The sequence below is a fragment of the Streptomyces sp. SS7 genome (assembly GCF_037993025.1).
Lineage (GTDB): Bacteria > Actinomycetota > Actinomycetes > Streptomycetales > Streptomycetaceae > Streptomyces.
Genome location: NZ_CP141223.1, coordinates 6681053 through 6705635 on the forward strand (window position 1 = coordinate 6681053; position 24583 = coordinate 6705635).

Here is a 24583-nt window from a genome sequence, read left to right on the forward strand (position 1 = left end):
ATCGGAGCATGAGCCACCCAAGCCTCGTCCCGCTCGACGCCCGCCGGCGCCCGGCCCCGCCCGCGCTGGTGGTCGTCGCCCACGGCAGCCGGGACCCGCGCGCCCTGAGCACCGTACGCACCCTGCTCGACCGGGTCCGCGAGCGGCGCCCCGGCCTGCCGGTGCACCTCGGCCACATCGAGCTGAACGAGCCCCTGCTCACCCGGACGCTGGCGGCTTTGGACGCCCGCGGCACCACGGACGCCGTCCTGGTCCCCCTGCTCCTCGCCCGCGGCTACCACGTCAAGCGCGACATCCCGGAGATGGCGGCGACGGCCCGGGTACGCACGCGCGTGGCGGCCCCGCTCGGCCCCCACCCCCTCCTGGTCGACACCCTGCACACCCGTCTGCTGGAGGCGGGCTGGCCCCCGGCCATGACCGCCGACGACCGCCGCACGAGCGCGGTGGTCCTGGCCGCGGCGGGCTCCCGCGACCCGGACTCGGCGACCGACACCCGCCGCACGGCACAGCTGCTGGCGAAGCGCCTCGGCGTCCCGGTGGTCCCCGCCTACGCCTCCACGGCCACCCCGACCGTCGACACGGCACTGCGCGCGCTGGCGGCGAGGGGCCGCGAGAGGGTGGCGATCGCCTCGTACTTCACGGCCCCGGGCCGCTTCGCGAGGGAGTGCGCGGCACAGGCCCCCTGGATCGCCTCGGCCCCCTTGGGCACCCACCCGTCGATGGCCCACCTCCTCCTCCACCGCTACGACCGGGCCCTGGAAACAGGCGGTCGCACCAACGCCGCTTGAGGGGGCGGGAAAACCGCGCGGACGACCACGACGCACCCCGCACCCGCAAGCGCACGGAACCCGGTACTGCGGCAGGCACCCGATTGTCACTACCGCCCCTTACTGTCGAAACATGCCCTATGACCTGCCGTCAGCCGAACGCTGGGCCCCCGAGCCGGACAAGCGCCCCGGCCGCACCGCCTTCCAGCGCGACCGCGCCAGAATCCTGCACTCCTCGGCGCTGCGAAGGCTCGCGGGAAAGACCCAGGTCGTCACGCCGGGGGAGCGCAGCCAGGAGTGGGACGCCACCCCCCGCACCCGCCTCACCCACTCCCTGGAGTGCGCCCAGGTCGGCCGTGAGCTGGGCGCCGCCCTCGGCTGCGATCCCGACCTCGTCGAAGCGGCCTGCCTCGCGCACGACCTGGGCCACCCCCCGTTCGGCCACAACGGCGAACAGGCACTGAACGACTTCGCCCAGGACTGCGGCGGCTTCGAGGGCAACGCCCAGTCGCTGCGCCTGCTCACCCGGATCGAACCCAAGCGCTTCACCGCCGAGGGCTCCGTCGGCCTCAACCTCACCCGCGCCACCCTCGACGCCGCCACCAAGTACCCCTGGCCGAGGGGCGGCCACCCCACGGACCCGGCCTCCCCCAAGTTCGGCGTGTACGAGGACGACCGGCCCGTCTTCGACTGGGCCCGCAAGGAGGCCCCCGGCACCCGCACCTGCTTCGAGGCGCAGATCATGGACTGGTCCGACGACGTGGCCTACTCGGTGCACGACGTGGAGGACGGCCTGCACGCCGGCCACATCGACCCCGCCCGGCTGCGCGCCGCACCGGAGCGCGCCGAGGTCTTCCGGGTCGCCGTCGGGCGGTACGTCCCCGCCGGCACCGACCCGGCCGAACTCTCCGCCGCCCTCGACCGCCTCCAGGACCAGGAGTGGTGGCCGCACGGCTACGACGGCTCGGCGGTCGCCCAGGCCCGCCTCAAGGACGCCACCAGCCAGCTCATCGGCCGCTTCTGCCTCGCCGCCGAGGGCGCCACCCGCGCACGCCACGGATCGGGGCCCCTCACCCGCTACGGGGCGGCACTCGTCGTACCGCACGAGACACGTCTGGAGTGCGCGGTCCTCAAGGCCGTCGCCGACCTGTACGTCATGCAGCGCGCCGAGCAGGAGCGGCTCCGCGCCGACCAGCGCGTCGTGATCACCGAGCTGGCCGAGGCGCTCACCGCCCGCGCGCCCGAGGGACTCGACCCCCAGTTCCGCGCCCTGTTCGAACAGGCCGGCGACGACCGCGCCCGCAAACGCGCCGTCGTCGACCAGATCGCGTCCCTCACCGACGCCTCGGCCCGCTCGCTCCACTCCCGCCTCACCGGGCACCGGTGACACGGGAGGCACGAGTGAACGCAAGTGCACCCAAACGGACCCGAACGTGACCCAGCGTGGCCTGATCGGGCCACGTCCCCTTCCCCCATCACGCTCCGTGCGGGACGCTCGCATGTGGCGGTTCCCTTACGAGGAGGCATCACGTGGTCGACGCGGATCAGACATTCGTCATCGTCGGAGGAGGCCTGGCCGGTGCGAAGGCGGCCGAGACGCTGCGGGCGGAGGGCTTCACCGGCCGCGTGATACTGATCTGCGACGAACGCGACCACCCCTATGAGCGGCCGCCGCTGTCCAAGGGCTTCCTGCTCGGCAAGGAGAGCCGCGAGAGCGTCTTCGTCCACGAGCCCGCCTGGTACGCGCGCAACGACATCGAACTGCACCTCGGCCAGACCGTCGACGCCATCGACCGCACGGCGAGGACGGTCCGCTTCGGCGACGACGGCACCCTCGTCCACTACGACAAGCTGCTGCTGGCCACCGGTGCCGAGCCGCGCCGCCTGGACGTCCCCGGCACCGACCTGGCGGGCGTCCACCATCTGCGCCGGCTCGCCCACGCCGAGCGCCTCAAGGGCGTCCTGAGCGCCCTCGGCCGCGACAACGGCCATCTGGTGATCGCGGGCGCCGGCTGGATCGGCCTGGAGGTGGCGGCGGCCGCCCGCGAGTACGGCGCCGAGGTCACCGTCATCGAACCGTCCCCCACCCCGCTGCACGGCGTCCTCGGCCCCGAGCTGGGCAACGTCTTCGCCGAGCTGCACCGCGAGCACGGCGTCCGCTTCCGCTTCGGCGTCCGGCTGACCGAGATCGTCGGCCAGGACGGCATGGTCCTCGCCGTGCGCACCGACGACGGCGAGGAGCACCCGGCGCACGACGTGCTCGCCGCGATCGGCGCCGCCCCGCGCACCGCGCTCGCGGAGGCGGCCGGACTGACGCTGGCCGACCGCGCCCACGGCGGCGGTGTCGCCGTGGACGCCGCGCTGCGCACCTCCGACCCGGACATCCACGCCGCCGGGGACGTCGCCTCCTTCCCGCACGGGCTCTTCGACACCCGGCTGCGGGTCGAGCACTGGGCCAACGCCCTCAACGGCGGACCGGCCGCCGCGCGCGCGATGCTCGGCAGGGACGTCACCTACGACCGGGTGCCGTACTTCTTCACCGACCAGTACGACCTGGGCATGGAGTACAGCGGCTGGGCGCCGCCGGGCTCGTACGACGAGGTCGTGATCCGCGGTGACGCGGGCAAGCGGGAGTTCATCGCGTTCTGGGTGAAGGAGGGACGCGTCCTCGCCGGGATGAACGTGAACGTGTGGGACGTCACAGAGCAGGTCCAGAAGCTCATCGCGGCCGCGACCCCGGTGAACACGGAGGCGCTGGCCGACCCCCACGTCCCCCTCGACGCTCTCCTCTCCTAGCTGCTCGCGCGCCCCCGTAGAATTCACGCGTGGCAGGACGGATCAACGACGAGGACGTGAAGGCGGTACGGGACGCGGTCCCGATCGACGCCGTCGTGTCCGAGTACCTCCAGCTGCGCAACGCGGGCGGCGGCAACCTCAAGGGGCTGTGCCCGTTCCACGACGAGAAGTCGCCCTCCTTCCAGGTCAGCCCGAGCAAGGGGCTCTTCCACTGCTTCGGCTGCCAGGAGGGCGGCGACACCCTCACCTTCGTGATGAAGGTCGACCACCTCACCTTCTCCGAGGCGGTCGAGCGGCTCGCCGCCCAGGCCGGCATCACCCTGCGCTACGAGGAGGGCGGCTACAACCCCTCCCACCAGCGCGGCGAACGCATCCGCCTGGTCGAGGCCCACAAGATCGCCGCCGACTGGTACACCGAACAGCTCGCCACCAGTCCGGAGGCCGACACCGGCCGCCAGTTCCTCGCCGAGCGCGGCTTCGACCAGGCCGCCGCCCAGCACTTCTCCGTCGGCTACAGCCCCCAGGGCTGGGACCACCTCACCCGCTTCCTGCGCGGCAAGGGCTTCACCGACAAGGAACTGCTGCTCTCGGGCCTCTCCCAGGAGGGCCGCCGCGGCCCCATCGACCGCTTCCGCGGCCGGCTGATGTGGCCCATCCGCGACATCGGCGGCGAGGTCGTCGGCTTCGGCGCGCGCAAGCTCTACGAGGCGGACAACGGCCCCAAGTACCTCAACACCCCCGAGACGGCGCTCTACAAGAAGTCCCAGGTGCTGTACGGCATCGACCTCGCGAAGAAGGACATCGCCAAGTCCTCCCGCGCGGTGGTCGTCGAGGGCTACACCGATGTCATGGCCTGCCACCTGGCCGGCGTCACCACCGCCATCGCCACCTGCGGCACCGCCTTCGGCGGCGAGCACATCAAGATCCTCCGCCGGCTGCTGATGGACAACGGCAGCGCCCGCGTGATCTTCACCTTCGACGGCGACGCCGCCGGCCAGAAGGCCGCCCTGCGCGCCTTCGAGGACGACCAGAAGTTCGCCGCCGAGACCTACATCGCCATCGCCCCCGACGGCATGGACCCCTGCGACCTCCGGCTGATCAAGGGCGACGAGGCGGTCGCCGACCTGGTCGAACCCCGCACCCCGCTCTTCGAGTTCGCCCTGCGCCAGATCGTCGTGCGCTACGACCTCGACACCCCCGGCGGCCGGGCCGCCGCCCTCGACGAGGCCGCGCCCGTCGTCGCCCGCATCAAGAACAGCGGCGCCCAGCACGAGGTGGCCGTCCAGCTCGCCGGCATGCTCGGCATCCTCGACACCCAGTTCGTCGTCAAACGCGTCGCCCAGCTGGCCCGCTGGGCCCGCGACCGCGGCGGCAAGGGCCCCGCGCCGGCCGGCCGCGGCGGCCCCCAGCAGCCCTACGAGGCCGCCCCCCGCCCGGCCACCGCAGGCCCGGCCCTCACCCTGCGCAACCCCGTCTACGCCACCGAGCGCGAGCTCCTCAAGCTCGCCCTCCAGCGCCCCGAACTGGTCTCCCCGGCCTTCGACGCGTACGGCGTCGACGAGTTCACCGCCGCCCCCTACGCCGCCGTGCGCCAGGCCGTCCTGGACGCGGGCGGCGCCGAGTGGGGCGTGCAGGACGCCCAGGAGTACCTGATCCGCGTCCGCGAGGCCGCCCCCGACGACACCGTCCGCGCCATGGTCACCGAACTCGCCGTCGAGCCGATCATGCGTCGCACGGTCGACGAGGTCTACGCCGGGACGGTCCTCGTCCAGGTCCGCCGCCGCGCCGTCGAACGCCGCGTCCGGGACGTCCAGTCCCAGCTGGCCCGTCTCGGCGCCGGCGGCGACCAGGCCCAACTGGCGGCCGTGCAGAACGAACTGTGGGTGCTTCAGCAGTACGACCAGGCCCTCCAGGCACACGGCGCCGCGGCGCTCTGAACAGCTGGTTACGGACCGGACTCAAAAAGTCACCGCACGCCCCTCGTGGCGGGGATGTGTCGTACCCCACACTGGGTCCGGTGCCTGAGTCCTCGGAGCGGCCTCCGCAGTACCGCTGCCGCTCACCTCAGCAGCGATCATCCTGGAGGTCGCCCCCGTGCAGACCCAGACCCTGACGCAGAACGCCGGCACTGCCGACGACACGGAACCGGACGCCGAGAACGACGACCTGGTCGCGGTCCCGCCGCAGCACCGTGCCGCGCACCACCCGGAGACGGAACCGCCCCCGGAAGCCCTGGAGGAGGCCGCCGAGCCCGCCGAGCCCGTGGAGACGCCCCCGGCCCGGACGGCCGCCGACACCAGCGGACCTTCCTCCGACCTCTTCCGCCAGTACCTGAGGGAGATCGGACGCATCCCGCTGCTCACCGCCGCCGAGGAGGTCGAACTCGCCCGCCGGGTCGAGGCCGGGCTGTTCGCCGAGGAGAAGCTGGGCAGCACGCCCGACCTGGACAGCGACCTCGCCCTCGACCTCGACCGGCTGGTCGTGATGGGCCGCATGGCCAAGCGCCGCCTCATCGAGGCCAACCTGCGGCTCGTCGTCTCCGTCGCCAAGCGGTACGTCGGACGCGGCCTGACCATGCTCGACCTCGTCCAGGAGGGCAACCTCGGGCTCATCCGCGCGGTGGAGAAGTTCGACTACGCCCGCGGCTACAAGTTCTCCACGTACGCCACCTGGTGGATCCGCCAGGCCATGTCCCGTGCCCTCGCCGACCAGGCCCGCACCATCCGCGTCCCGGTCCATGTCGTCGAGCTGATCAACCGCGTGGTGCGCGTCCAGCGGCGGATGCTCCAGGAACGCGGCTACGAGCCGACCGCCGACGAGGTCGCCGGCCAGCTCGACCTCGCCCCCGAACGGGTCGGCGAGGTGCTGCGGCTGGCCCAGGAGCCCGTCTCCCTGCACGCCCCGGTGGGGGAGGAGGACGACGTGGCCCTCGGCGACCTCATCGAGGACGGCGACGCGACCAGCCCCGTCGAGTCGGCCGCCTTCCTCCTCCTGCGCGAGCACCTGGAGGCGGTGCTCTCCACGCTCGGCGAGCGCGAGCGCAAGGTCGTGCAGCTCCGCTACGGCCTCGCCGACGGGCGGCCGCGCACCCTGGAGGAGATCGGGCGGATCTTCGGGGTGACGCGGGAGCGGATCCGCCAGATCGAGTCGAAGACCCTGAACAAGCTGCGGGATCACGCGTTCGCCGACCAGCTCAGGGGCTACCTGGACTGAAGGTCGCCCACCCGGAGGTGGGCGACCCCCGGACCTAGTCCACCTCCGCCACCGCCTGCGCGAACTGCGCCTGGTACAGGCGGGCGTACGCCCCGCCCGCCGCCAGCAGCTCCGCGTGCGCGCCCTGCTCCACGATCGAGCCGTTCTCCATCACCAGGATGGTGTCCGCGTCCCGGATCGTGGAGAGACGGTGGGCGATGACGAACGACGTCCGGCCGTGCGCCAGCTTCGCCATCGCCTTCTGGATCAGCACCTCGGTACGGGTGTCGACCGAGGAGGTCGCCTCGTCCAGCACCAGGATCGTCGGGTCGGACAGGAACGCCCGCGCGATGGTGATCAACTGCTTCTCACCCGCGCTCACCCCGCTGCCCTCGTCGTCGATCACGGTGTCGTACCCCTCGGGCAGAGTCCGCACGAAGCGGTCCGCGTGGGCCGCCCGCGCCGCCTCCTCGATCTCGCCCCGGGTCACCTCGCGCGAGGCGCCGTACGCGATGTTCTCCGCGATCGTGCCGCCGAACAGCCAGGTGTCCTGGAGCACCATGCCGATCCCGGCGCGCAGCTCGTCCCGTGACATCCGCGCGATGTCCACGCCGTCGAGGGTGATCCGGCCGCCCGAGACGTCGTAGAACCGCATCAGCAGGTTGACCAGGGTCGTCTTGCCGGCGCCCGTCGGGCCGACGATCGCGACCGTGTGGCCCGGCTCCACCGTCAGCGAGAGGTCCTCGATGAGCGGCTTCTCGGGGTCGTAGCGGAACGAGACGTGCTCCAGCGCGACCCGCCCGCGCAGCTCCTCCGGCTTGGCGCCGGCCGCCGGGTCGGCCTGCTGCTCCTCCGCGTCGAGCAGCTCGAAGATCCGCTCGGCGGAGGCCACGCCCGACTGCACCAGGTTCGCCATCGACGCGACCTGCGTCAGCGGCATCGAGAACTGACGGGAGTACTGGATGAAGGCCTGCACATCACCGATGGACAGGGCGCCCGACGCCACCCGCAGACCGCCGACCACCGCCACCAGCACATAGTTGATGTTCGACACGAAGAACATCAGCGGCTGCATGATCCCGCTGTTGAACTGCGCCTTGAACCCCGCCTCGTACAACGCCTCGTTCTGCTCGGCGAACTGCCGGGCCGACTCCTCCTGGCGGCCGAACACCTTCACCAGCGTGTGGCCGGTGTACATCTCCTCGATGTGCGCGTTCAGCTTGCCGGTGGAGCGCCACTGCTGCACGAAGTGGGGCTGCGACCGCTTGCCGACCTTCGCCGCGACGACCGCCGACAGCGGCACCGTCACCAGCGCGACCAGCGCGAGCAGCCACGAGACCCAGAACATCATCGCCAGCACGCCGATGATCGTCAGCAGCGAGTTGATGAGCTGGCCCAGCGACTGCTGGAGGGTCTGCTGGATGTTGTCGATGTCGTTCGTGGCGCGGGAGAGCACCTCGCCGCGCTGACGCTTGTCGAAGTACGACAGCGGCAGCCGCGACAGCTTCGTCTGCACGTCCTCGCGCATCCGGAACATCGTGCGGTTGACGGCCCGGTTGACCAGGCGCGTCGCCCCCGCCATCAGCAGACCGGCGACCAGGAACACCCCGACCGCGAACAGCAGGACCTCACCGACCTGGTCGAAGTCGATGCCCTTGCCGGGTGTGAAGTCGGTGCTCCTGAGCATGTCGGCGACCTGGCCCTCGCCGCGCTCGCGCATCGAGTCGAGCACCTGCTCCTTGCTCGCGCCGTCCGGCATCTGCCGGCCGATGATGCCCGCGAACACCAGGTCGGTGGCCTTGCCGAGGATCTTCGGGCCGACCACGTTCAGCCCGACGCTGAGCACCACGCACAGGAGCATCACGTAGAGCGTCAGCCGCTCCGGCTTGAACTGGGCGAGCAGCCGTCTGCCGGACACCTTGAAGTCCAGCGAGCGGCTGTCGGGACCGGTGCCGGCCATCATGCGTCCCATGGGCCCGGCCATCAGGCAGCCTCCGCTTCCGTCAGCTGGGAGAGCACGATCTCCCGGTAGGTCTGGTTGTCCGTCATCAGCTCACGGTGCGTGCCGGTGCCGACGACCCGGCCCTCGTCGAGGACGATGATCCGGTCGGCGTCCCGGATGGTCGCCACCCGCTGGGCGACGATCACCACCGTCGCCTCGGCCGTCTCCCGGCCGAGCGCCGCGCGCAGGGCCGCGTCGGTGGCGTAGTCGAGGGCGGAGAAGGAGTCGTCGAAGAGATAGATCTCCGGCCGCTGCACGAGCGTCCGGGCGATCGCCAGCCGCTGCCGCTGACCGCCGGAGACGTTGGTGCCGCCCTGGGCGACGGGGGAGTCCAGCCCGTTCTCCAGCTTGCTCACGAAGTCCTTGGCCTGGGCCACCTCCAGGGCGTGCCACAGCTCCTCGTCCGTCGCGTCCGGGTTGCCGTAGCGCAGATTGCTCGCGACGGTCCCCGCGAAGAGGTACGGCTTCTGTGGGACGAGCCCGACGGTCCGGGCGAGCAGGACCGGATCGACGTCGGCCACCGGCACCCCGTCGACCAGCACCTCCCCGTCGGTCGCGTCGAACAGCCGGGGGACCAGACCGAGCAGCGTGGACTTGCCGCTGCCGGTGGAGCCGATGACGGCGGTGACCTCACCGGGCCGCGCCACCAGGTCGATCGCCTTGAGGACGGGCTCCTCGGCCCCCGGGTAGCGGAAGCCGGCCGCCCGGATCTCCAGATGCCCGTGCCGCCGCAGCTCGGTGACGGGCGCCGCCGGAGGCACCACGGAGGACGAGGTCCCGAGGACCTCCTGGATGCGCTCGGCGCACACCTCGGCGCGCGGCACCTGCATGAACATGAAGGTGGCCATCATCACGGACATGACGATCTGCATCAGATAGGCGAGGAACGCGGTCAGGTCACCGATCTGCATCTGGCCGCTGTCGATGCGGTGCGCGCCGAACCACACCACCGCGATCGAGGACAGGTTCACCGTGGTCATGACCACCGGGAACATCAGCGCCAGCATGTTGCCGGTCTTCAGCGAGATGCCGGTGAGGTCGCTGTTGGCCTTCCGGAACCGCTGCTGCTCGTACTCGTCGCGGACGAACGCGCGGATCACGCGGTTGCCGGTGATCTGCTCGCGCAGCACCCGGTTCACGGTGTCGAGGCGCACCTGCATCGACCGGAACAGCGGCCGCAGCCGCCGTACGATCAGCGTCACGCAGATGCCCAGCACCGGCACGACGGCGACCAGCACCCCGGACAGCGGCACGTCCAGGCCGAGCGCCATCACGATGCCGCCCACACACATGATCGGCGCGGACGCCATGAGGGTGAACGCCATCAGCGACAGCATCTGGATCTGCTGGACGTCGTTGGTGGTCCGGGTGATCAGCGACGGCGCGCCGAACTGACCGACCTCCCGGGAGGAGAAGGACTGCACCCGGTCGAAGACGCCCGCCCGGACGTCCCGGCCGAGCGCGGAGGCGGTCCGGGCACCGTAGTAGACGGCGCCGATGTTGCAGACGACCTGCGCCAGCGAGATGCCGATCATCAGACCGCCGTAGGACAGGATGTAACCGGTGTCCCCCTCGACGACGCCGTTGTCGATGATGTGCGCGTTCAGCGTGGGCAGGTACAAGGTGGCGCAGGTCTGCAGGAACTGCAGCAGCACCAGCAGGACGATGGGTTTCTTGTAGGGCCTGAGATAGGTCCGCAGAAGTCGTATGAGCACGCTACGTCTCTCGGAGTCGGCGGGAGGGGCATGGGTTGCCCCTGGCACCTATCGTCGGACACTCCACCCGCGTTACCTCAACCGATTAAGCCGAGAGCTGCGTGATATACGGCCTTCCGCGTACCGGGACGGGCGGGCAGGGGCGCACGGGGAGGGCGCACGGGGACGGGCTCGTCGGACGTCGGCCGGGGTGGCCCTACCCCCGGAACGCCCCCGGGTGCGTCTGCTCCCGCACCGACACGTACTGCTGGCGCACCGCCTGCCCCACCGCCAGATCCTCGCCCGGATCCAGCACGACCGCCGCCGCGCCCTGCCACACCGGCGGGGTCCGCGGATCGAGCGTGCCCTGCTTCGCCCCGAGCGCCCAGGCCGCCTGCCGGGCCGCCCCGATCGCCGCGTAGTCCGCCGGCTGCGGTACGACGACCTGCGCGCCGAAGAGCGCCGGTGCCGCCGCCTGCACGGCCGGCAGCTCGGCCGCCGCGCCCAGCAGGAAGATCCGCTGCACGCTCACGCCCCGCCCGCGCAGCACGTCGAGCGCGTCCGCGAGCCCGCACAGCATGCCCTCGAAGGCGGCCCGCGCGAAGTGCTCGGGCTTCATGGACTCCCGGCGCAGCCCCGCCAGCGTCCCGGCGGTGTGCGGCAGGTTCGGCGTCCGCTCGCCCTCCAGATAGGGCAGCATCACCAGCCCGTGCGAGCCCGGCGTCGACTTCATCGCCAGCTCGGACAGCCCCTCCAGATCGGGCGCGCCGAGCAGTTCGGCGGCGCCGCGCAGGGTCCGTACGGCGTTCAGGGTGGTCACCACCGGCAGATGCATGCCCGTCGCGTCGGCGAGCGAGGTGATCATCCCGGACTGGTCGACGAGCGCCTCGGGATGCACGGCCATGACGGACCCGGAGGCGCCCAGGGACACCACCACGTCCCCCATCCCCAGCCCGAGGCCCAGCGCCGCCGCCATGGTCTCGCCGGTGCCGGCGGAGATCAGCAGCCCCTCCGGGGTCGTACCGGCCGCGTCCGACGGCCCGATCACCTCGGGCAGCATGGCCTGGTGACCGAGCGCCAGCTCGACCAGATCGGGCCGGTAGCCGCCCATCGCGGCGGACCAGTACCCGGTCCCGGAGGCCCCGCCCCGGTCCGTGGTCCTTCTCACAGGCCGGCCCAGCAGCTGCCACACCAGCCAGTCATGGGCCTGCATCAGCACGGAGGTGCGCAGCGCGGCCTCCGGCTCGGTCTTGGCGAGCCACCGCAGCTTGGTGACCGGCTGGGCGGCCTGCGGTACGCACCCCACGGCCTGCGCCCAGGCCTCGCGCCCGCCGAGCGCGTCGATCAGATCGGCCGCCGCGACCTGGGCGCGCTTGTCGCCGCCCACCATCGCCGGCCGCACGGTGTTGCCCTGCGCGTCCAGCGGGACCAGCGCGTTCTGCTGCGAGGACACCCCGATGGCCTGCACACCCTCCAGCAGACCCCCGCCGGCCGCCTCCCCGAGGGAGAGCAGCCAGGCCTGGGGATCGACGTCGCTGGGCCGGCCCCCGCTGTCCGGATTCTCCACCGGATGCGGCGCATATCCCTGCCTGAGCACGGCTCCGGTGTCCGCGTCGCAGACGACGATACGAGTGAAATCGGGCGAACTGTCCAGCCCGGCGACTATCCCCATACCGAAAATTCTGCCGCACGCGCCGCTGAGGTTGAGCCGCGTAGACCGTCGAGGGCTCGCGGGTGTCGCCGGTGCGGCCGCGTCGTGGCTGGTCGCGCAGTTGCCCGCGCCCCTCGGGACGTCGTTGTGATCGGTGTCGCAAGGGAACTGTTACGTGGTGCTGGTGCCCCAGTCGTCCTCGGCGCCGTTGTGGGAGCTGCGGTCGCGCAGGGAGCGGACCCGGCCGGCGACGGACTCGGGCATGCGGTCGCCGACCTTGGTGCTGACCGCGTGGTACGCCTTGCCCGCGTACTGGCGGCCCTGCTGGGCGGCCGTCTCGGCGGTGTTGCGCACGGCGGGGTTCTGCGCGACCTGCCGCGCGGACTTCTTCAACTGCTCGTAGCGCTCACGACCGGCGCGCGTGCCCAGCACGTAACCGACGGCGAGCCCGGCGAGGAACGTCAGCTTGTAGCGCATGGCGGCCACCCTTCCCTTCGTAGGTCCCTGGTGCGGCGTCGGTGCCGGGGGGAACCGATTGGCGGAGCACCCCCCTGCTTGCGCTAATGTATGTGTCGCAGCGAGCGCCCGCCCCCTGGCGAATACCCAGGTGGGTACGTTCGATGCAACGAGGCATTCCTCCGTAGCTCAATTGGCAGAGCAGCCGGCTGTTAACCGGCAGGTTACTGGTTCGAGTCCAGTCGGGGGAGCTCGGTCCTCCGTAGCTCAATTGGCAGAGCAGCCGGCTGTTAACCGGCAGGTTACTGGTTCGAGTCCAGTCGGGGGAGCATCGTGAACGAGGACCCCGGTGGGGTCCTTTTTCATGTCGGTTCCCGTCGGCGTCACACCGACGGGAACCGCGCAGGCCGCAGCGGTGTCTCCCTGGTCGGGGGCAAGGCCGACCAGCCGAAGCGTGAGATCGTATGAGCGGCTATGCTGCGGCACACGGCGCGTACACATGTACGCGACACGCCGCTATGGGGCGGTAGCTCAGCCGGTTAGAGCAGCGGACTCATAATCCGTCGGCCGTGGGTTCGAGTCCCACCCGCCCCACCTGAGCAGGTCTCTGACCTGCGGAAACGTTCATTTTTGGGTGTCGAGGCGCCAACTGTGCCTGAACGGACTGAATCCGCTGCTCGCGCAGTTGCACCAAGGTGGTCAGAGTCGGCTGATGTCCTTCTGACCTGCACGTATGTGCGCGGAGGTGCAATCGATGAGACGCGTTCTGGTCGGCTCTGCTGCGAAAGGGGGCATGGATTGAGGCCATTCTGAGGCCGGAGGTGCGGGAAGCGGCCTGGAGGCGTTCTCCGACGAGTCGTATGCGTGTGGCTCGGGGCGTTCGCCGTGGCGACTGTCTGGGGCTGTAACCGTGCTGGCCGCAGTAGCGCGTAACGCCGCCGACGTTCTGGCCGCCGAACTCGACATCGCCGTGTTCACCGCGCCCCCTGTCACCGGAGCTCGGCTCCAGGCGCGCGCCGGCGGTGTTCGGGCTCAGTCCGGGGCGCTGGGCGATCGATCGGGACATCGGCCGTGGAGCGGGCACGCTCCCTCCACGGTGAGGAAACGGCCCGGAGTCGGGGTGTCGGGTGCGGTGGTGCCCTACCGATCGTGGAGCACCCTTGGACGGGTGACGGAGACGACGGTGAGCAGGTCGTCCAGGCCCTTGAAGTCGTCGGGGTTGGTGGTGAACAGGGGGAGGCCTTCCGCGGCGGCGATCGAGGCGATCATCAGGTCGGCGATGCGGCGCCGGGGTTGGCGACCGGCGCTGATGACGGCGGCGCAGACCCGGCCGTAGATGCGGGCGGCTTCCGCGTCGAAGGGGATGGGGTCGAACTCGTTCTCGGCGCGCTGGAGGATGTCCGTGCGGCGGGCGCGTTCGGCGTGTTCGTCGTGGTCGTCCTGTTCGGCGTTGCCGCGGACCTGGTGGGGGCCTGCGGAGAGTTCGGCCAGGGTGATGGCGGTGATGGCCATCTCGGCGGGCAGTTCCTCGGGGTTGATCCACTTGCGAAGGATCATGATGTTGGTGTCGAGGAGTCCCTGCTGGTGCTCACCGGGCATAGGGGTCGTCCAGCTCCTGCTCGGCGGTGGCGTCCTGGTCGGCGCGGAAGGCGTCCAGGGAGATGTCCGGGGCGGTGCGGGACATGGCGGCGAATTCGCCGCGCGGGACGAAGCGCCGGCGTCGGCGCAGGGGGATCAGCTCGCCGATGCGGTGGCCGTCGCGGGTGACGGTGAAGGACTGGCCGCTTTGGACGGCGTCCATGATCTCTTTGGATTTGGTGCGCAGGTCGCGTTGGGTGATCTCGGGTTGGCTGGTCATGGCTCCACCGTAGCCGTCGTGTGCTACCGGGTGCCACTCCGTAGCACCCCCCGGGTTCTCGTGAGGCCTGCGGTTTTTCGGCGCGTTGTCGTAGGGGCCGATGGCGTCCGCGCCAAGGTAGAAGCGGTCATCTGGTGTGCGGGTTTCAGCCCGGTCCTGGCCCAGCGGCTTGTGAGGATGCCGCTGTCCGCATCACTGTGGGAACGCACCGGACTCTGGTCGAACCACGCCGAGAAGTGGCAGACCATCCCACTGAGCGGATGAGGTGATCCAGCAGTTCGGTGGCGCGAAAGCCAGGCGGCGGCAGCGGTCTGGCTCATAGCCGGGGCAGCTCCTGACGCGGCCGCCGCCCGGAAGCAGAGCCGACGCGGGAATCCTCTTCACGCGTCTACTGCTCCAGGACCTGGGAACCGCTGTTGATGAGCGTCACCAGGTAGAAGGTGACGTCCTCAACCGGTTCACGCTCGTCCTTCGCGAGCCACGCGCCGAGCACACCGGTGATCGCGTGGGTCGCGTACGCCGACAGGTATTCGGGCGGGCAGTAGGCGGCATCGGTCTTCGCGCCGATCTGGCGCAGATCCTCGGCGAACAGGACGGCCAACTCGGCACGGAACCGGTCGCGGAAGGCCGTACCCCCGTTCCCCTCCCACATCAGGCGGAACAGATCCACGTCGTGTGCCGCGACAAGCAGCACGGCCCGGGCGCGGCACGCCAGTACGTCATAGGTACCGGGCTTCGTGCCGGAGTCGAGTCTCACGTCCAGAAAGGCACTTCGGAGCTCGGCGATCAGCTCCGCACGCAGTGAGTCGATGAAGGCCAGGACGCTGTCATGGTGGCGGTAGAAGGTCGCCCGGCCGATCCCCGCGCTTGCGGCCAGCTCCGAGGCGGTGATGGACGCCGGCCCGCTCTCGGCCGCAAGGGCGACGAGCGCCCGGCGCAGTGCCCGTTCGCTACGCCGTGAGCGGGGGTCACGCCCCGCTCCACGGCCGTCCCCTGGGGAGTCCACACAAGCGAGCGTAACTGTTGCGAGCGGGCTGCGGGCCGGGCGCACGGCACTGCGGGGTGACGACGCCCGTTGCCGCGGCACCACCGGCCCCACCCCATTTCGAGACACCCGACCAGCCTCGTGTCTCGCACTGCGGCTTTGGTCGCTTCAGTTTGCTTCCGGTCTGCCGGAGGGTGAACGGCGACAGAGCTCGTCCTCGACGGTGAGGTGCACAACGTGACAATCGCACGGGTACTGGTGGTGGGCGGCGGCCTCGCCGGAATGGCGACCGCGATCGGAATGCGGCACAGGTCCTCCGAGGCCGTGGCGGTCGACGTGGCGGAGGTGTCGTACGAGCCGAACGGCACCGCGATGGGAATGTTCCACCGCGCCGCCGACGCACTGCGGGAACTCGGCGTGTACGAGGAACTCGCGGAGATCAACACCGAGGCCCGCGCCTCGTACATGCAGCTCTACGGCCCCGATGGCAGCCCACTGCCCGCCAACTTCGCGGGCCCCGCCGCTGCCGACGGCCCGGACACCCCCATCGGCCTGGTCGTCTACCGGCCGGATCTGGCGCAAGTACTGGCGAACGCGGCCGAGAAGGCGGGCGCCCGGCTGCTCCCGGTCGGCCTCACCGTCGCCGCCCTGGCCAACACGCCGTCCGGGGTGGACGTCGCCTTCACCGACGGCAGCCAGGCGCACTACGACTTGGTCGTCGGAGCCGACGGCATCCGCTCGACGGTGCGGCAGCAGGTGTTCGGCGACCGCTACCAGCCGCGGTTCGTCGGCGAGCTCAGTGTCCGCTGGGTCCTGGAGAGCGAGGGGATCGACCTCGCGACGGGCATTCACATCGCCCCCAGCGGAACCTTCCTCTTCAACCGGCCCAAGACCGGGATGGGCTACGTCAACTGCACGTTCCCGGCCTCGGAGAAGCAGACCCTCGACCACGAGCAGGCCAGGACGCGCCTGGAGAAGGTCTTCGCGGGCTTCACCGATCCGGCCTTCGCGGCGCTGCGCGACCGCCTGGGGCCGGACGCGGACGTGGTCTGCAAGGCCTTCGAGAGCGTGTGGATCGACGAACCCTGGTACCGCGACCGAATTGTCGTCATCGGTGACGCCGCCCACGCCACCAGCGCCCACCTGGGCTAGGGCGGCGCCATGGCCCTGGAGGACGGCGTGGTGCTGGCCGCCGAACTGACCGGCACCGGTTCGGTTGAGGAGCGGCTGGACCGCTTCTACCGGCGCCGTCACGACCGGGCGGAACTCGTGGTGAAGACGTCGCTGCGGCTGCTGGATCTGGAGTCGGCCGGGCAGTGGGCCGGCCCGGAGAGCGCCCGGCTGACGAACGAGGCCCTGGGACGCCTGATCCAGCCGTATTGAACAACTCGTTGCTGACACGAACATCCACGTGGACGTCTGCGTGGACGTCCACGAAGGCACCCGCGTACAAGGAGGGACCGATGTCCGAACGCGTGCTCACCGCGCAACAGACAGGCCACCTGCGGCACTTCGACAACCTGTCCCGCCAACTGCCCAACGACTGGTCGCTGATGCAGGCCCGGACGCACGGTCAGGACGGCTTCAACGCCTACCGCTACCAGCTCGCCTACATGACCTACGCGCTGGCGCTGACCCACGTCCACCGCCTGCCGGCCGCTCCCGGCCTGTTCCAGCCCGCGATGCAACGGCTGCTCGACAAGCTCCTGCTGCCCGAGGCCTGGATGTACTGGCGTGACACGGGCCGGGGAGGAGGGCTGCTGAACCCGCGCATGACGGACCCGACCAGCCAGGACTGGGATCCGGTGGTGCGCGACAACATCATGTACAGCGCCTACGTCCAGTCGATGGCGATGCTGCACGACTATCTGTTCGACTCCGACCAGTACGCCGAGCCCGGCTCGTTGACCTTCCAGTTCTGGACGATGCACTGGGGCGGCGAAGAGAAGCTCTTCGCCTACGACCGGACCTCGCTCAACGACCACATCTACTGGCAGCTGGTACAGAACGGCTATCTCGGGGTGGCCTGCGAACCCAACTGCGTGTTCCAGATCTGCATCCAGCCCGCCATCCTCGGATTCCGGCTCCACGACCTGATCACCGGCGGCAAACGCGCCGAGGAGACGATCGCCGGATACGAGCAGGCCTGGGCCGACTTCGGTCGGCTGGGCGAGAACGGCCACTACAACGTCATGGTCCTTCAGGACTCCAAGATCCTCATAGGGAACGACGGGGCCTCGGCGCAGATGGACGGCTGGTGCGGCAGCCTGATGAACATGTGGAACCGCGAGTTCGTGCACGAGCACTACCCGCGGCAGATCGCGGACTACGTCGTCCACGGCCCGGACGGCACCCTCTCGGTACCTCCGGCGTCGCCCGCGAACATGAACGGCCAGCAGGTGACCCGTGACAGCGACGGCAACTTCGGCTGGCTGGCCGCCTGGGCGTCCGAGATGGGCGACGAACGCACCCGGGACGGCCTGCTTGCCCACGCCGACCGGTTCATGAACCCCACCTGGCGCGACGGCGGCCTGTACTACCCCCGCAACGACACCACCACCGACGCCGACGGGAACCTCGTCAACATGGGGCCCATGACCGGCAACGTACTGCTGGGGTACGCGCGGCTCAACGTGCCCGACGGGCTGTGGAGCCTCTTCAACCACCCGTTGCCGCGATCGCGCTTCGAGGAGCCGGCGCTGACCGCCGTCGCCCGTGACGTCGACGTCAGCCGGGCAGAGGTCGTCGACGGTGTACTGCACACGCGGCTGCGTCGCCCCCGGGACGTGCCCGGCGACGGCACCGTCACGATCAGCAGGATCGCCGGCCGCGGCCGGTGGACCGTCACCGTCGACGGGCAGCCCGCCGCCGTGGTCGACGGCACCACGGTGCGGCCGGAACCCGGGCCGTTCACCGACGCCGTGCACGTCGACCGCGACCAGGTGGTGCTGCACTGCCCCGCCACCCCGCACACCTTCACGTTCAGGCAGGACCGATGACCACACCAGGAACAGGGCTGGACAAGCCCTCCTTCTCGCTCGTCGACCACGACGGCACCCCGGTGACCGATCAGACCTACCGGGGCCGCTGGACACTGGTCTTCTTCGGGTTCACACACTGCAAGGTCGTCTGCCCGCGGGCGCTGGGGAAGCTGTCCGTCGTACTGAACGAACTCGGAGAGATGGCCGACGAACTGCGCCCGCTCTACATCACGGTCGACCCCGATCGGGACACTCCGCAGGCGCTTCGGGACTTCCTCCGCGCCTACCCCCGGTTCACGGGGCTCACCGGATCGGCCGACGCCATCAAGCGGGCCAAGCGGGAGTTCCGGGTGTTCGCCCGGCGCAAGGACGATCCCGACGACCCGGACGGATACTCCGTGCCGCACACCGCCATCACGTACCTGATCTCGCCGCAGGGCGAGTACGCCCACCACTTCCCCGACGCCCTCACGGCGGCCGAGATCACCGCCGGGGTACGGGCGTTCGTCGTCGGCGGGAGTTCTTCCGGAACCACCCGCTGAACTCAGCGGTCCCTGACCGGCCGGCCGACCGGACGCGTGCGAGGGGCCTGCCGACCGGATCCAAGAGGGCGCTGGTTCAGAGAATTGAGGGCTGCGCTGCTTCCCACGCTCGACCACACTGCGCGGAAGGGCTCGGGCTACTCAGGCCGCCGAGGCTCCGCCCCACACAGGGGTGGAGCCTCAGTGCGCTGGAATGACAATCCGCTCCGGGCGGCTTCGGAATCCTTTCCCGGCCTGGTGCGTTCGTTCGCCCCGTACCTGGGTGCTGTCCTCTGGGGCCTCATTGAGGCCGAGTTGGGGCCACAAGGACAGGAAGAGACTGACAAGGGCTGAGGAGCACCGACACCACTCACCCTGTCTGAGCTGCGAAAACGTCATGGATCAGCATGGATCGGCAAGACCCGCCAAGATCCTCAAAGGAAGCGGTGTCAGCGAGTCGGGACGTGGGCGGCGGCGAACAACGTCGAGATGAGCCGTGGGTGTGACCAGGCTGCGGACCGGGAGCGTTGCCGCGTCCGCGTTAGGGGTGTTCATCCGCGGCATCGAACGGGCGGAGTCGGTGTTTCAAGCGCCGTCCACAGGCCCGTCGACGACCGAGAAGCCCAGTTCGCGAAGGACCGAGACCGCGTGGCCTTCTCCCCCGGAGAACTGGCCCGATTCCAGCGCCTCCTGCCCCGGGAGGTATCCGTGCGCGACGCCCACGATCGCCTTGGAGTCGTAGCTCCTGCCGTTGTACTCAAGGAGGTAGCGGCGTGCGCGCCCGAAACCGTGCCTCTCCAGAAAGGTGTCGTGGCCGAGCCTGTCGAACTCTTCGACTGCCTGGATGACCGCTGAGGCGGTGATGTCCGTGAGTGCCATGAGGCGAACCATAAGTCACCCCGGTGACAAGGCAGGAGGCCGTTGCTGAGCTTGCAGGCCGCGGACCATGAGATCGCCCGACGCGGAGTGCACTGAGATCTCCACGGCCGTCGTCCTCACCTCGGCCGCGCACCCGGCGGTCCAGCGGCGCGGTTCCCGTCACGGCCGGGAGCTTCCCGCCGATGATCCGGGTCGCGTACGGCCCCGTGTTCGCCACGCCCGGTGAACCTTTCCGGTCACGGCACTAGCGGACGGAACGGATGCGGTAGACCAGGACCGCTCCGACGGCGGCGGCCGCGCCCACGAGGGCGAAGAGGAGCGGGTAGCCGTGTTCCGAACTGATGATCGCTCCGGCGATCAGCGGGGCGATCGCCGGGGGAACGATGGAGCCGATGTTCATGATGCCGAGGTCCTTGGCCCGGCTCTCGGCGTTGGGGAGCACTTGTGTGATCAGGGCCTGGTCGACGGCCATGTACGCACCGAAGCCGCCGCCCATGAGAGCGGATGCCACCATCATGACGGCGAGGCTGGGGGCGCTCGCCAGCAGGAAGCCGGAAGCGGCCTGGAGCAGCGCCGCCAGGGCGACGAAGATCCGTCGTCGGCCGAGGCGGTCGGACAGCACTCCGGCGGCGGTGGTGGCCAGCAGGCCGGCCAGGAGATAGAGGACGGTGCACACCAGCAGGCTGCCGGCCGGGTCGGTGACCTTGAGACCGTCGGTGAGGAAGTAGAGCGTGTAACACGTGCCCAGCGAGTTCGCCAGATTGACCAGGAGCCGTCCGCCGAAGGCCCAGGCGAATTCCCGGTTCCTGAGGGAGCTGCCCATCGACGCGAGCAGTTCCCCGATGCCGAGCGGCGCCTCGACGTCGAAGGCGATGTCGCGATGGGAGGCCAGGAACGGCACCAGACAGACGATCAGCAGGACCGCGATGACCGTGAACCCGGACAGGGGGGAAAGCCCGAAAGCCGACACGAGGGCGATGCCGACGACCACGCCGAGGGCCTGGGGGCCGTAGACGGCGCTGGAGATCATGCCGCGCTGGTCTTCGGGAACGCGGTCGGCGATGACGGCGGTGAGCCCGGCGGTGGCCGCGCTGAGACCGATCATGCCGGCCGCCCACGCCACGACCACACCGGTCACGGTGGTCTGGGCGCCGGTGACGACCAGCCCGGCGGCGAAAGCGGCAGCGCCCGCCGTGAGCCAGAGTCTGCGGCGGCCGAAGCGGCTGCGGGAACGGTCGCACAGGGCGCCGCACAGGGGCAGGGCGACGAGCGCGACCAGCCCGGAGACACCGTTGACGACGGCGAAGTCCAAGACCTTCGAGGCCGGATCGATCGCCTCCAGCTGCTGGGGGAGCAGCAGCTGGAGGGGGACGAGGTTGGCCATCCAGAAGCCGAACCACACCAGGCCGTACAGGCTGATCCAGCGGCGCGAGACGGGCTCGGCCGGTCCTTGGACGGTGGCGGGCCCGAGGGGGGTTGCAAGGGCAGGAGCGGGGGAGCTGAAGTCGGGGAGCATCGGGCCTCCGGGAGAAGGTGGGCCGCGGATGGGGCGGACGGGTCAGAGGAAGGCGTGTCCCTCACCCCGGTACGTGGGGGCCCGGCCGACGATCTCGCCGCCGGACACCAGGTGGAGGGTGTTCACCCGCTCGCACAGTTCGCCGGCTTTGGCGTGCCGGAACCACACGTGGTCACCGAGGCGCAGACCGTGAGCTGCCGGACCGAGCACCGGTGTCTGCACTTCCCCCGCACCTTCCAGCGGGTTCATCCGCAGGCCCCGCGGCCAGCTGAGCGTGGGCAGACGGTCACGGCCGGGCGGGCCGGAGGCGACCCAGCCGCCCCCGAGCACGGTGGCGATCCTGTCCGTGGGACGGCGTACGACCGGCATGACGAAGTAGGCGGCGGGCCGGGGCCGGAAGCGTCGGTAGAAGTCGAACAACCCCGGCCCGTACAGGCCCGAACCCGCGCCGATCTCCGTGATGACGTGCTCGGCCGAGGTCTGCTCCACCGAGCCGGTGCCACCGCCGTTGACGAACTCCAGCGGGGCCACGCTCTCGACCGCGGCGATCGCGGCGGCGCGCCGGTCGGCCAGTTCACGTGCCGACAGGCGCTGCATGGCACGGAGCGCGGCGCGCTTGAGAGGGGAGCCGGGCTGGTTGTCCCCCATGCCGGCGATCTGTCCTTCGTAGGACATGACCCCGGCCAGGTGGAACCCCTGACGGCTCTGGATCGCCCGGGCAAGTGTGACGGCCTGCTGCGGGGTGTGCACGGGGGAGCGGTACGGGCCCAGGTGGATGCGCCCGGCGGCCAGTTCCAGGGACGCGTCCAGATCGATGCACAGCCGCAGACGGGGGCGGGCGGCCCCGACGGCCTCGTCGATGAAGTCCAGCTGGGCCACGGAGTCGATCATGAGGGTGACGCGTGAGGCCGCCCGCTCGTCCTTGGCCAGTTGCTGCAGCGCGCCGCGGTCCGCGGTCGGGTAGCCGATGACCACGTCCTCGTGGTCCTCGGCCAGCCACAGGGCTTCGGGCAGGGTGAAGGCGAGGATGCCCCGGTAGCCCTGGCGCTTCAGGACACGCTGGATCAGGTCACGGCTGCGGACCGACTTGCTGGCCAGGCGAACCGTGGCGCGGCCGCCCGTACGGTGCACCAGATCGCCGGCGTTGGCGTCGAAGGCATCGAGGTCCACCACGGCGAACGGCGGGTCCAAGTGCTGGGTGGCCCGCTCCAGTTGGGCCATCCGGACCTCGCTGAGACCGGCCATGGCGCAGGCGGCCGATTTCACGTCCGGCCAGGACGTCACATGTGCGCTCACATCCGCACCCTTCTCGGTGGTTCGGTGGACCGGCCCGCCGGGTGGCGGCCGGGAACCGCGTCAGACGGCCGAGCGGTCCGAGGGCCGCGCCGCATCGGACCGGTGGCGGCTCGTGGGGGCGATGATGCGCTCTCGCTTCCTCATTCCCCTGGCCTCGGCGAGCGGGATCACCCACCGCATCAGGCGGGGGAAGACACCGGCGATCCGCTGCACCCGGCCGCCCAGGGGAGGGAACACCACCTCGACCGGCTTGGAGACGATCGCGTCGACGACGGTCCTGGCGATCTCCTCCGGTGCGTAGGACTTCTCGGCGAAGGAGATGGCGCAAGCGGGGTCGGCCAGTTCCTGCTCGAGCATGTCCGTGCGCGTCGACGGGGGATGAATGATCGTGAAGTCCAGCGGCCCGTCGCGTTCTTCCAGGGCCACGCTGTGGTGAAAGGCCCGCAGCCCGTGCTTCGAGCCGCAGTACGTCGCGTATCCGGGGAGCGGCAGGAACGACGTCATGCTGCAGACGGTGATGATGTGGCCGCGGCCCCGCGCGGTCATCCGCTCGATCGCCGTGCAGGTGCCGGTGATGGCGCCGAGCAGGTTGACCTCCAGGATGTCGCGGTGCTGCCCGGGGCCGAGGTCACTCGCGTGGCCGGTGTGGGTGATGCCGGCGTTGTTCACCAGCACGTCGACGGGCCCGAACGCGGCCTCCGTCGCTTCGAAGGCCCTGACCCACGCCTCTGGATCGCGGATGTCCAGGACACAGCCGGCGGCCCCGCTGCCCAGACTGAGTGCCCTGGCCTGCACGGCCTGCTCGTTGACATCGGACAGCATCACGCGGTGACCGCGGGCGACCGCCGACTGGGCGATCGAGGCCCCGATGCCGGAGGCCGCGCCGGTGACGAGAAGGACCCGGCTGTTTTCAGACGCTTCACTCATGGCCAACAGAGTCTCCTGGTCGAATGTCCAAGTCAACTGTCCGATACGAGATCGTCCCTGGTCGTCACTCGGGGATTCACAGCCGGAGCATCTCGACGCGACCACCGTTCAGCTCTGCGGCACGGACGGGATCGTCGGTCGGCACGGTCGCGGCGAACAGGGTGCGGCCGTCCTGACCTGCGACGAGGCAGCTCAGGGTGTTCTGGCTCGTCGTCACGCGGTCGAGGACGCGGCCCCCCTCGGACACCCGCACGCATTCGCCGCGCAGTGCGTTCGCGATCCACATCGTCTCGCCGTCGCTGTGCCAGGCGATGCCGTCGGGGGCGATCGGTGAGGCGGAGCGCCTGGCGATGGCCGGGTGGTCCAGCAGTGCCGAGATCCTGCGGGTGACCCGGCCGAGAAGCCCCGGATGGTTCACCGCACGCCACAGGAACGGCGAGATCAGCGGGGCCCAGGGGCGCGGCTGTCCGAGGGTGCCGTCGGGGAGCACGGGGAAGGCGGTGAGCCGCATGGCCAGGGTTTCGGCCGCCACCATGGTGGTGCCGTCGGCCGTCAGGACGCATCCGTTGGGGAAGAGCACCGGCTCGGTCACCCCGAGCAGGGTCCCGTCCGCGGCCAGGCATGCGATCGGTGCCTTCGTGGGGCCGGGCGGCGCGTAGAGCATGGCGTTGGCGTGCTCGCGGGCGAAGGCGTGGTAGTCGAAGCCGAAATTGCCCACGTACGCACGCCCGTGCGGGTCGACGAGCATGTCGTTGACCGGGCCGCCGACCAGGTGCCGCAGATCCGCGTGCTCGACGAGCTCGCCGTCGGTCTCCAGCCGGTACACGACGCCTCCGTCCATGGAGGCGACGAGCATGCGCCCGTCCGGAAGCCAGCCGAGCCCGCCGGCCCGGCCGGGAACCTCGAGGACCGTCTCTGCCTCTCCCGTGCCGTCCCAGCGGTGCACGGTGCCGTGGGCCAGGTCGGAGAACCACAGGGCTCCCTGATGCCAGCGCAGTGACTCGGGAACGCCGAAGCCGCTGAGCGCGACCGATGCCGTCCGTTTCATTCCAGCCGCTCCTT

Annotated in this window: 21 protein-coding genes and 3 tRNA genes; 12 read left to right on the forward strand and 12 right to left on the reverse strand. The window is 70.5% G+C overall.

The window, feature by feature from the left end:
* Positions 1-8 precede the first annotated feature (8 nt).
* The 5 genes from U5640_RS30765 to U5640_RS30785 all read left to right on the forward strand — a co-directional run bounded on the left by U5640_RS30765 (position 9) and on the right by U5640_RS30785 (position 6776).
* Positions 9-788: a sirohydrochlorin chelatase gene (locus U5640_RS30765; RefSeq protein ID WP_340379791.1), complete on the forward strand. Its 780-nt coding sequence runs from the start codon at positions 9-11 to the stop codon at positions 786-788.
* Between the two features lie 112 nt (positions 789-900).
* Complete coding sequence (locus tag U5640_RS30770; RefSeq protein ID WP_340379793.1) at positions 901-2154, forward strand: deoxyguanosinetriphosphate triphosphohydrolase; 1254 nt, start codon at positions 901-903, stop codon at positions 2152-2154.
* Positions 2155-2297: 143 nt separating this feature from the next.
* Entirely contained in the window at positions 2298-3563 is a 1266-nt protein-coding gene (locus tag U5640_RS30775) for an FAD-dependent oxidoreductase (protein ID WP_340379795.1), read from the forward strand.
* Between the two features lie 29 nt (positions 3564-3592).
* The gene (gene dnaG / locus U5640_RS30780) at positions 3593-5500 is read left to right on the forward strand and encodes a DNA primase (RefSeq protein ID WP_340379797.1); all 1908 of its coding nucleotides are present in this window, start codon (positions 3593-3595) and stop codon (positions 5498-5500) included.
* A 115-nt stretch (positions 5501-5615) separates the two neighbouring features.
* Entirely contained in the window at positions 5616-6776 is a 1161-nt protein-coding gene (locus tag U5640_RS30785; protein ID WP_340385435.1) for an RNA polymerase sigma factor, read from the forward strand.
* A 34-nt stretch (positions 6777-6810) separates the two neighbouring features.
* Here the strand turns inward: U5640_RS30785 and U5640_RS30790 are convergent, their stop codons facing one another.
* The 4 genes from U5640_RS30790 to U5640_RS30805 all read right to left on the reverse strand — a co-directional run bounded on the left by U5640_RS30790 (position 6811) and on the right by U5640_RS30805 (position 12579).
* A complete protein-coding gene (locus U5640_RS30790; RefSeq protein ID WP_340379800.1) occupies positions 6811-8739 on the reverse strand; it encodes an ABC transporter ATP-binding protein in 1929 nt (642 codons plus the stop codon).
* Positions 8739-10472 (reverse strand): ABC transporter ATP-binding protein, encoded by a 1734-nt coding sequence (locus U5640_RS30795; protein ID WP_340379802.1) that lies wholly within the window; start codon positions 10470-10472, stop codon positions 8739-8741. Before U5640_RS30795 ends, U5640_RS30790 begins: the two co-directional genes overlap by 1 nt.
* A 196-nt stretch (positions 10473-10668) precedes the next feature.
* Entirely contained in the window at positions 10669-12123 is a 1455-nt protein-coding gene (locus tag U5640_RS30800; RefSeq protein ID WP_067244525.1) for an FGGY family carbohydrate kinase, read from the reverse strand.
* A gap of 150 nt (positions 12124-12273) precedes the next feature.
* Positions 12274-12579 carry a YtxH domain-containing protein gene (locus tag U5640_RS30805; RefSeq protein WP_340379806.1) on the reverse strand — a complete coding sequence of 102 codons (306 nt, stop codon included), beginning with the start codon at positions 12577-12579 and terminating at the stop codon, positions 12274-12276.
* Positions 12580-12736: 157 nt separating this feature from the next.
* On the opposite strand from U5640_RS30805, the gene U5640_RS30810 reads away from it, so the two are divergent.
* From U5640_RS30810 to U5640_RS30820, 3 genes are all read left to right on the forward strand, one after another.
* Positions 12737-12809, forward strand: a tRNA-Asn gene (locus tag U5640_RS30810).
* Between the two features lie 5 nt (positions 12810-12814).
* Positions 12815-12887 (forward strand) — tRNA-Asn (locus U5640_RS30815).
* A gap of 191 nt (positions 12888-13078) precedes the next feature.
* Positions 13079-13152, forward strand: a tRNA-Ile gene (locus U5640_RS30820).
* 546 nt (positions 13153-13698) lie between these two features.
* Here the strand turns inward: U5640_RS30820 and U5640_RS30825 are convergent.
* The 3 genes from U5640_RS30825 to U5640_RS30835 all read right to left on the reverse strand — a co-directional run bounded on the left by U5640_RS30825 (position 13699) and on the right by U5640_RS30835 (position 15422).
* A complete protein-coding gene (locus tag U5640_RS30825) occupies positions 13699-14157 on the reverse strand; it encodes a type II toxin-antitoxin system VapC family toxin (protein ID WP_340379808.1) in 459 nt (152 codons plus the stop codon).
* Positions 14147-14416, reverse strand: a complete 270-nt coding sequence (locus U5640_RS30830) for a type II toxin-antitoxin system prevent-host-death family antitoxin (protein WP_340379810.1) — start codon at positions 14414-14416, stop codon at positions 14147-14149. Before U5640_RS30830 ends, U5640_RS30825 begins: the two co-directional genes overlap by 11 nt.
* Positions 14417-14804: 388 nt before the next feature.
* The gene (locus U5640_RS30835) at positions 14805-15422 is read right to left on the reverse strand and encodes a TetR/AcrR family transcriptional regulator (RefSeq protein ID WP_340379812.1); all 618 of its coding nucleotides are present in this window, start codon (positions 15420-15422) and stop codon (positions 14805-14807) included.
* 216 nt (positions 15423-15638) lie between these two features.
* On the opposite strand from U5640_RS30835, the gene U5640_RS30840 reads away from it, so the two are divergent.
* The 4 genes from U5640_RS30840 to U5640_RS30855 all read left to right on the forward strand — a co-directional run bounded on the left by U5640_RS30840 (position 15639) and on the right by U5640_RS30855 (position 18924).
* Positions 15639-16553 (forward strand): FAD-dependent monooxygenase, encoded by a 915-nt coding sequence (locus tag U5640_RS30840; RefSeq protein ID WP_340379814.1) that lies wholly within the window; start codon positions 15639-15641, stop codon positions 16551-16553.
* 9 nt (positions 16554-16562) lie between these two features.
* Positions 16563-16784, forward strand: a complete 222-nt coding sequence (locus tag U5640_RS30845) for a hypothetical protein (RefSeq protein ID WP_340379816.1) — start codon at positions 16563-16565, stop codon at positions 16782-16784.
* Positions 16785-16864: 80 nt separating this feature from the next.
* Positions 16865-18400 carry a hypothetical protein gene (locus tag U5640_RS30850; RefSeq protein ID WP_340379818.1) on the forward strand — a complete coding sequence of 512 codons (1536 nt, stop codon included), beginning with the start codon at positions 16865-16867 and terminating at the stop codon, positions 18398-18400.
* Positions 18397-18924, forward strand: a complete 528-nt coding sequence (locus U5640_RS30855) for an SCO family protein (RefSeq protein ID WP_340379819.1) — start codon at positions 18397-18399, stop codon at positions 18922-18924. The genes U5640_RS30850 and U5640_RS30855 overlap by 4 nt, the downstream gene beginning before the upstream one ends.
* Before the next feature lie 564 nt (positions 18925-19488).
* On the opposite strand, the gene U5640_RS30860 is transcribed toward U5640_RS30855, so the two are convergent.
* The 5 genes from U5640_RS30860 to U5640_RS30880 all read right to left on the reverse strand — a co-directional run bounded on the left by U5640_RS30860 (position 19489) and on the right by U5640_RS30880 (position 24569).
* Complete coding sequence (locus U5640_RS30860; RefSeq protein WP_340379821.1) at positions 19489-19782, reverse strand: hypothetical protein; 294 nt, start codon at positions 19780-19782, stop codon at positions 19489-19491.
* Positions 19783-20026: 244 nt separating this feature from the next.
* Positions 20027-21298: an MFS transporter gene (locus U5640_RS30865; protein WP_340379823.1), complete on the reverse strand. Its 1272-nt coding sequence runs from the start codon at positions 21296-21298 to the stop codon at positions 20027-20029.
* Positions 21299-21340: 42 nt separating this feature from the next.
* On the reverse strand, positions 21341-22543 hold the full coding sequence (locus tag U5640_RS30870) for an amino acid deaminase/aldolase (RefSeq protein WP_340385437.1): 1203 nt from the start codon (positions 22541-22543) through the stop codon (positions 21341-21343).
* A 111-nt stretch (positions 22544-22654) separates the two neighbouring features.
* Positions 22655-23521, reverse strand: a complete 867-nt coding sequence (locus tag U5640_RS30875) for an SDR family NAD(P)-dependent oxidoreductase (RefSeq protein WP_340379825.1) — start codon at positions 23519-23521, stop codon at positions 22655-22657.
* 76 nt (positions 23522-23597) lie between these two features.
* On the reverse strand, positions 23598-24569 hold the full coding sequence (locus U5640_RS30880; protein ID WP_340379827.1) for an SMP-30/gluconolactonase/LRE family protein: 972 nt from the start codon (positions 24567-24569) through the stop codon (positions 23598-23600).
* Between the last annotated feature and the right edge of the window lie 14 nt (positions 24570-24583).

What these genes read in the sequence shown, in the direction of transcription:
- U5640_RS30790 (WP_340379800.1), bottom strand. Translation starts at nt 8,739, where the DNA reads ATGGCCGGGCCCATGGGACGCATGATGGCCGGCACCGGTCCCGACAGC.
- U5640_RS30860 (WP_340379821.1), bottom strand. Translation starts at nt 19,782, where the DNA reads ATGGCACTCACGGACATCACCGCCTCAGCGGTCATCCAGGCAGTCGAA.
- U5640_RS30770 (WP_340379793.1), top strand. Translation starts at nt 901, where the DNA reads ATGCCCTATGACCTGCCGTCAGCCGAACGCTGGGCCCCCGAGCCGGAC.
- U5640_RS30765 (WP_340379791.1), top strand. Translation starts at nt 9, where the DNA reads ATGAGCCACCCAAGCCTCGTCCCGCTCGACGCCCGCCGGCGCCCGGCC.
- U5640_RS30845 (WP_340379816.1), top strand. Translation starts at nt 16,563, where the DNA reads ATGGCCCTGGAGGACGGCGTGGTGCTGGCCGCCGAACTGACCGGCACC.
- U5640_RS30830 (WP_340379810.1), bottom strand. Translation starts at nt 14,416, where the DNA reads ATGACCAGCCAACCCGAGATCACCCAACGCGACCTGCGCACCAAATCC.
- U5640_RS30865 (WP_340379823.1), bottom strand. Translation starts at nt 21,298, where the DNA reads ATGCTCCCCGACTTCAGCTCCCCCGCTCCTGCCCTTGCAACCCCCCTC.
- U5640_RS30855 (WP_340379819.1), top strand. Translation starts at nt 18,397, where the DNA reads ATGACCACACCAGGAACAGGGCTGGACAAGCCCTCCTTCTCGCTCGTC.
- U5640_RS30875 (WP_340379825.1), bottom strand. Translation starts at nt 23,521, where the DNA reads ATGAGTGAAGCGTCTGAAAACAGCCGGGTCCTTCTCGTCACCGGCGCG.
- U5640_RS30805 (WP_340379806.1), bottom strand. Translation starts at nt 12,579, where the DNA reads ATGCGCTACAAGCTGACGTTCCTCGCCGGGCTCGCCGTCGGTTACGTG.
- U5640_RS30880 (WP_340379827.1), bottom strand. Translation starts at nt 24,569, where the DNA reads ATGAAACGGACGGCATCGGTCGCGCTCAGCGGCTTCGGCGTTCCCGAG.
- U5640_RS30850 (WP_340379818.1), top strand. Translation starts at nt 16,865, where the DNA reads ATGTCCGAACGCGTGCTCACCGCGCAACAGACAGGCCACCTGCGGCAC.
- U5640_RS30800 (WP_067244525.1), bottom strand. Translation starts at nt 12,123, where the DNA reads ATGGGGATAGTCGCCGGGCTGGACAGTTCGCCCGATTTCACTCGTATC.
- U5640_RS30825 (WP_340379808.1), bottom strand. Translation starts at nt 14,157, where the DNA reads ATGCCCGGTGAGCACCAGCAGGGACTCCTCGACACCAACATCATGATC.
- U5640_RS30870 (WP_340385437.1), bottom strand. Translation starts at nt 22,543, where the DNA reads ATGGCCGGTCTCAGCGAGGTCCGGATGGCCCAACTGGAGCGGGCCACC.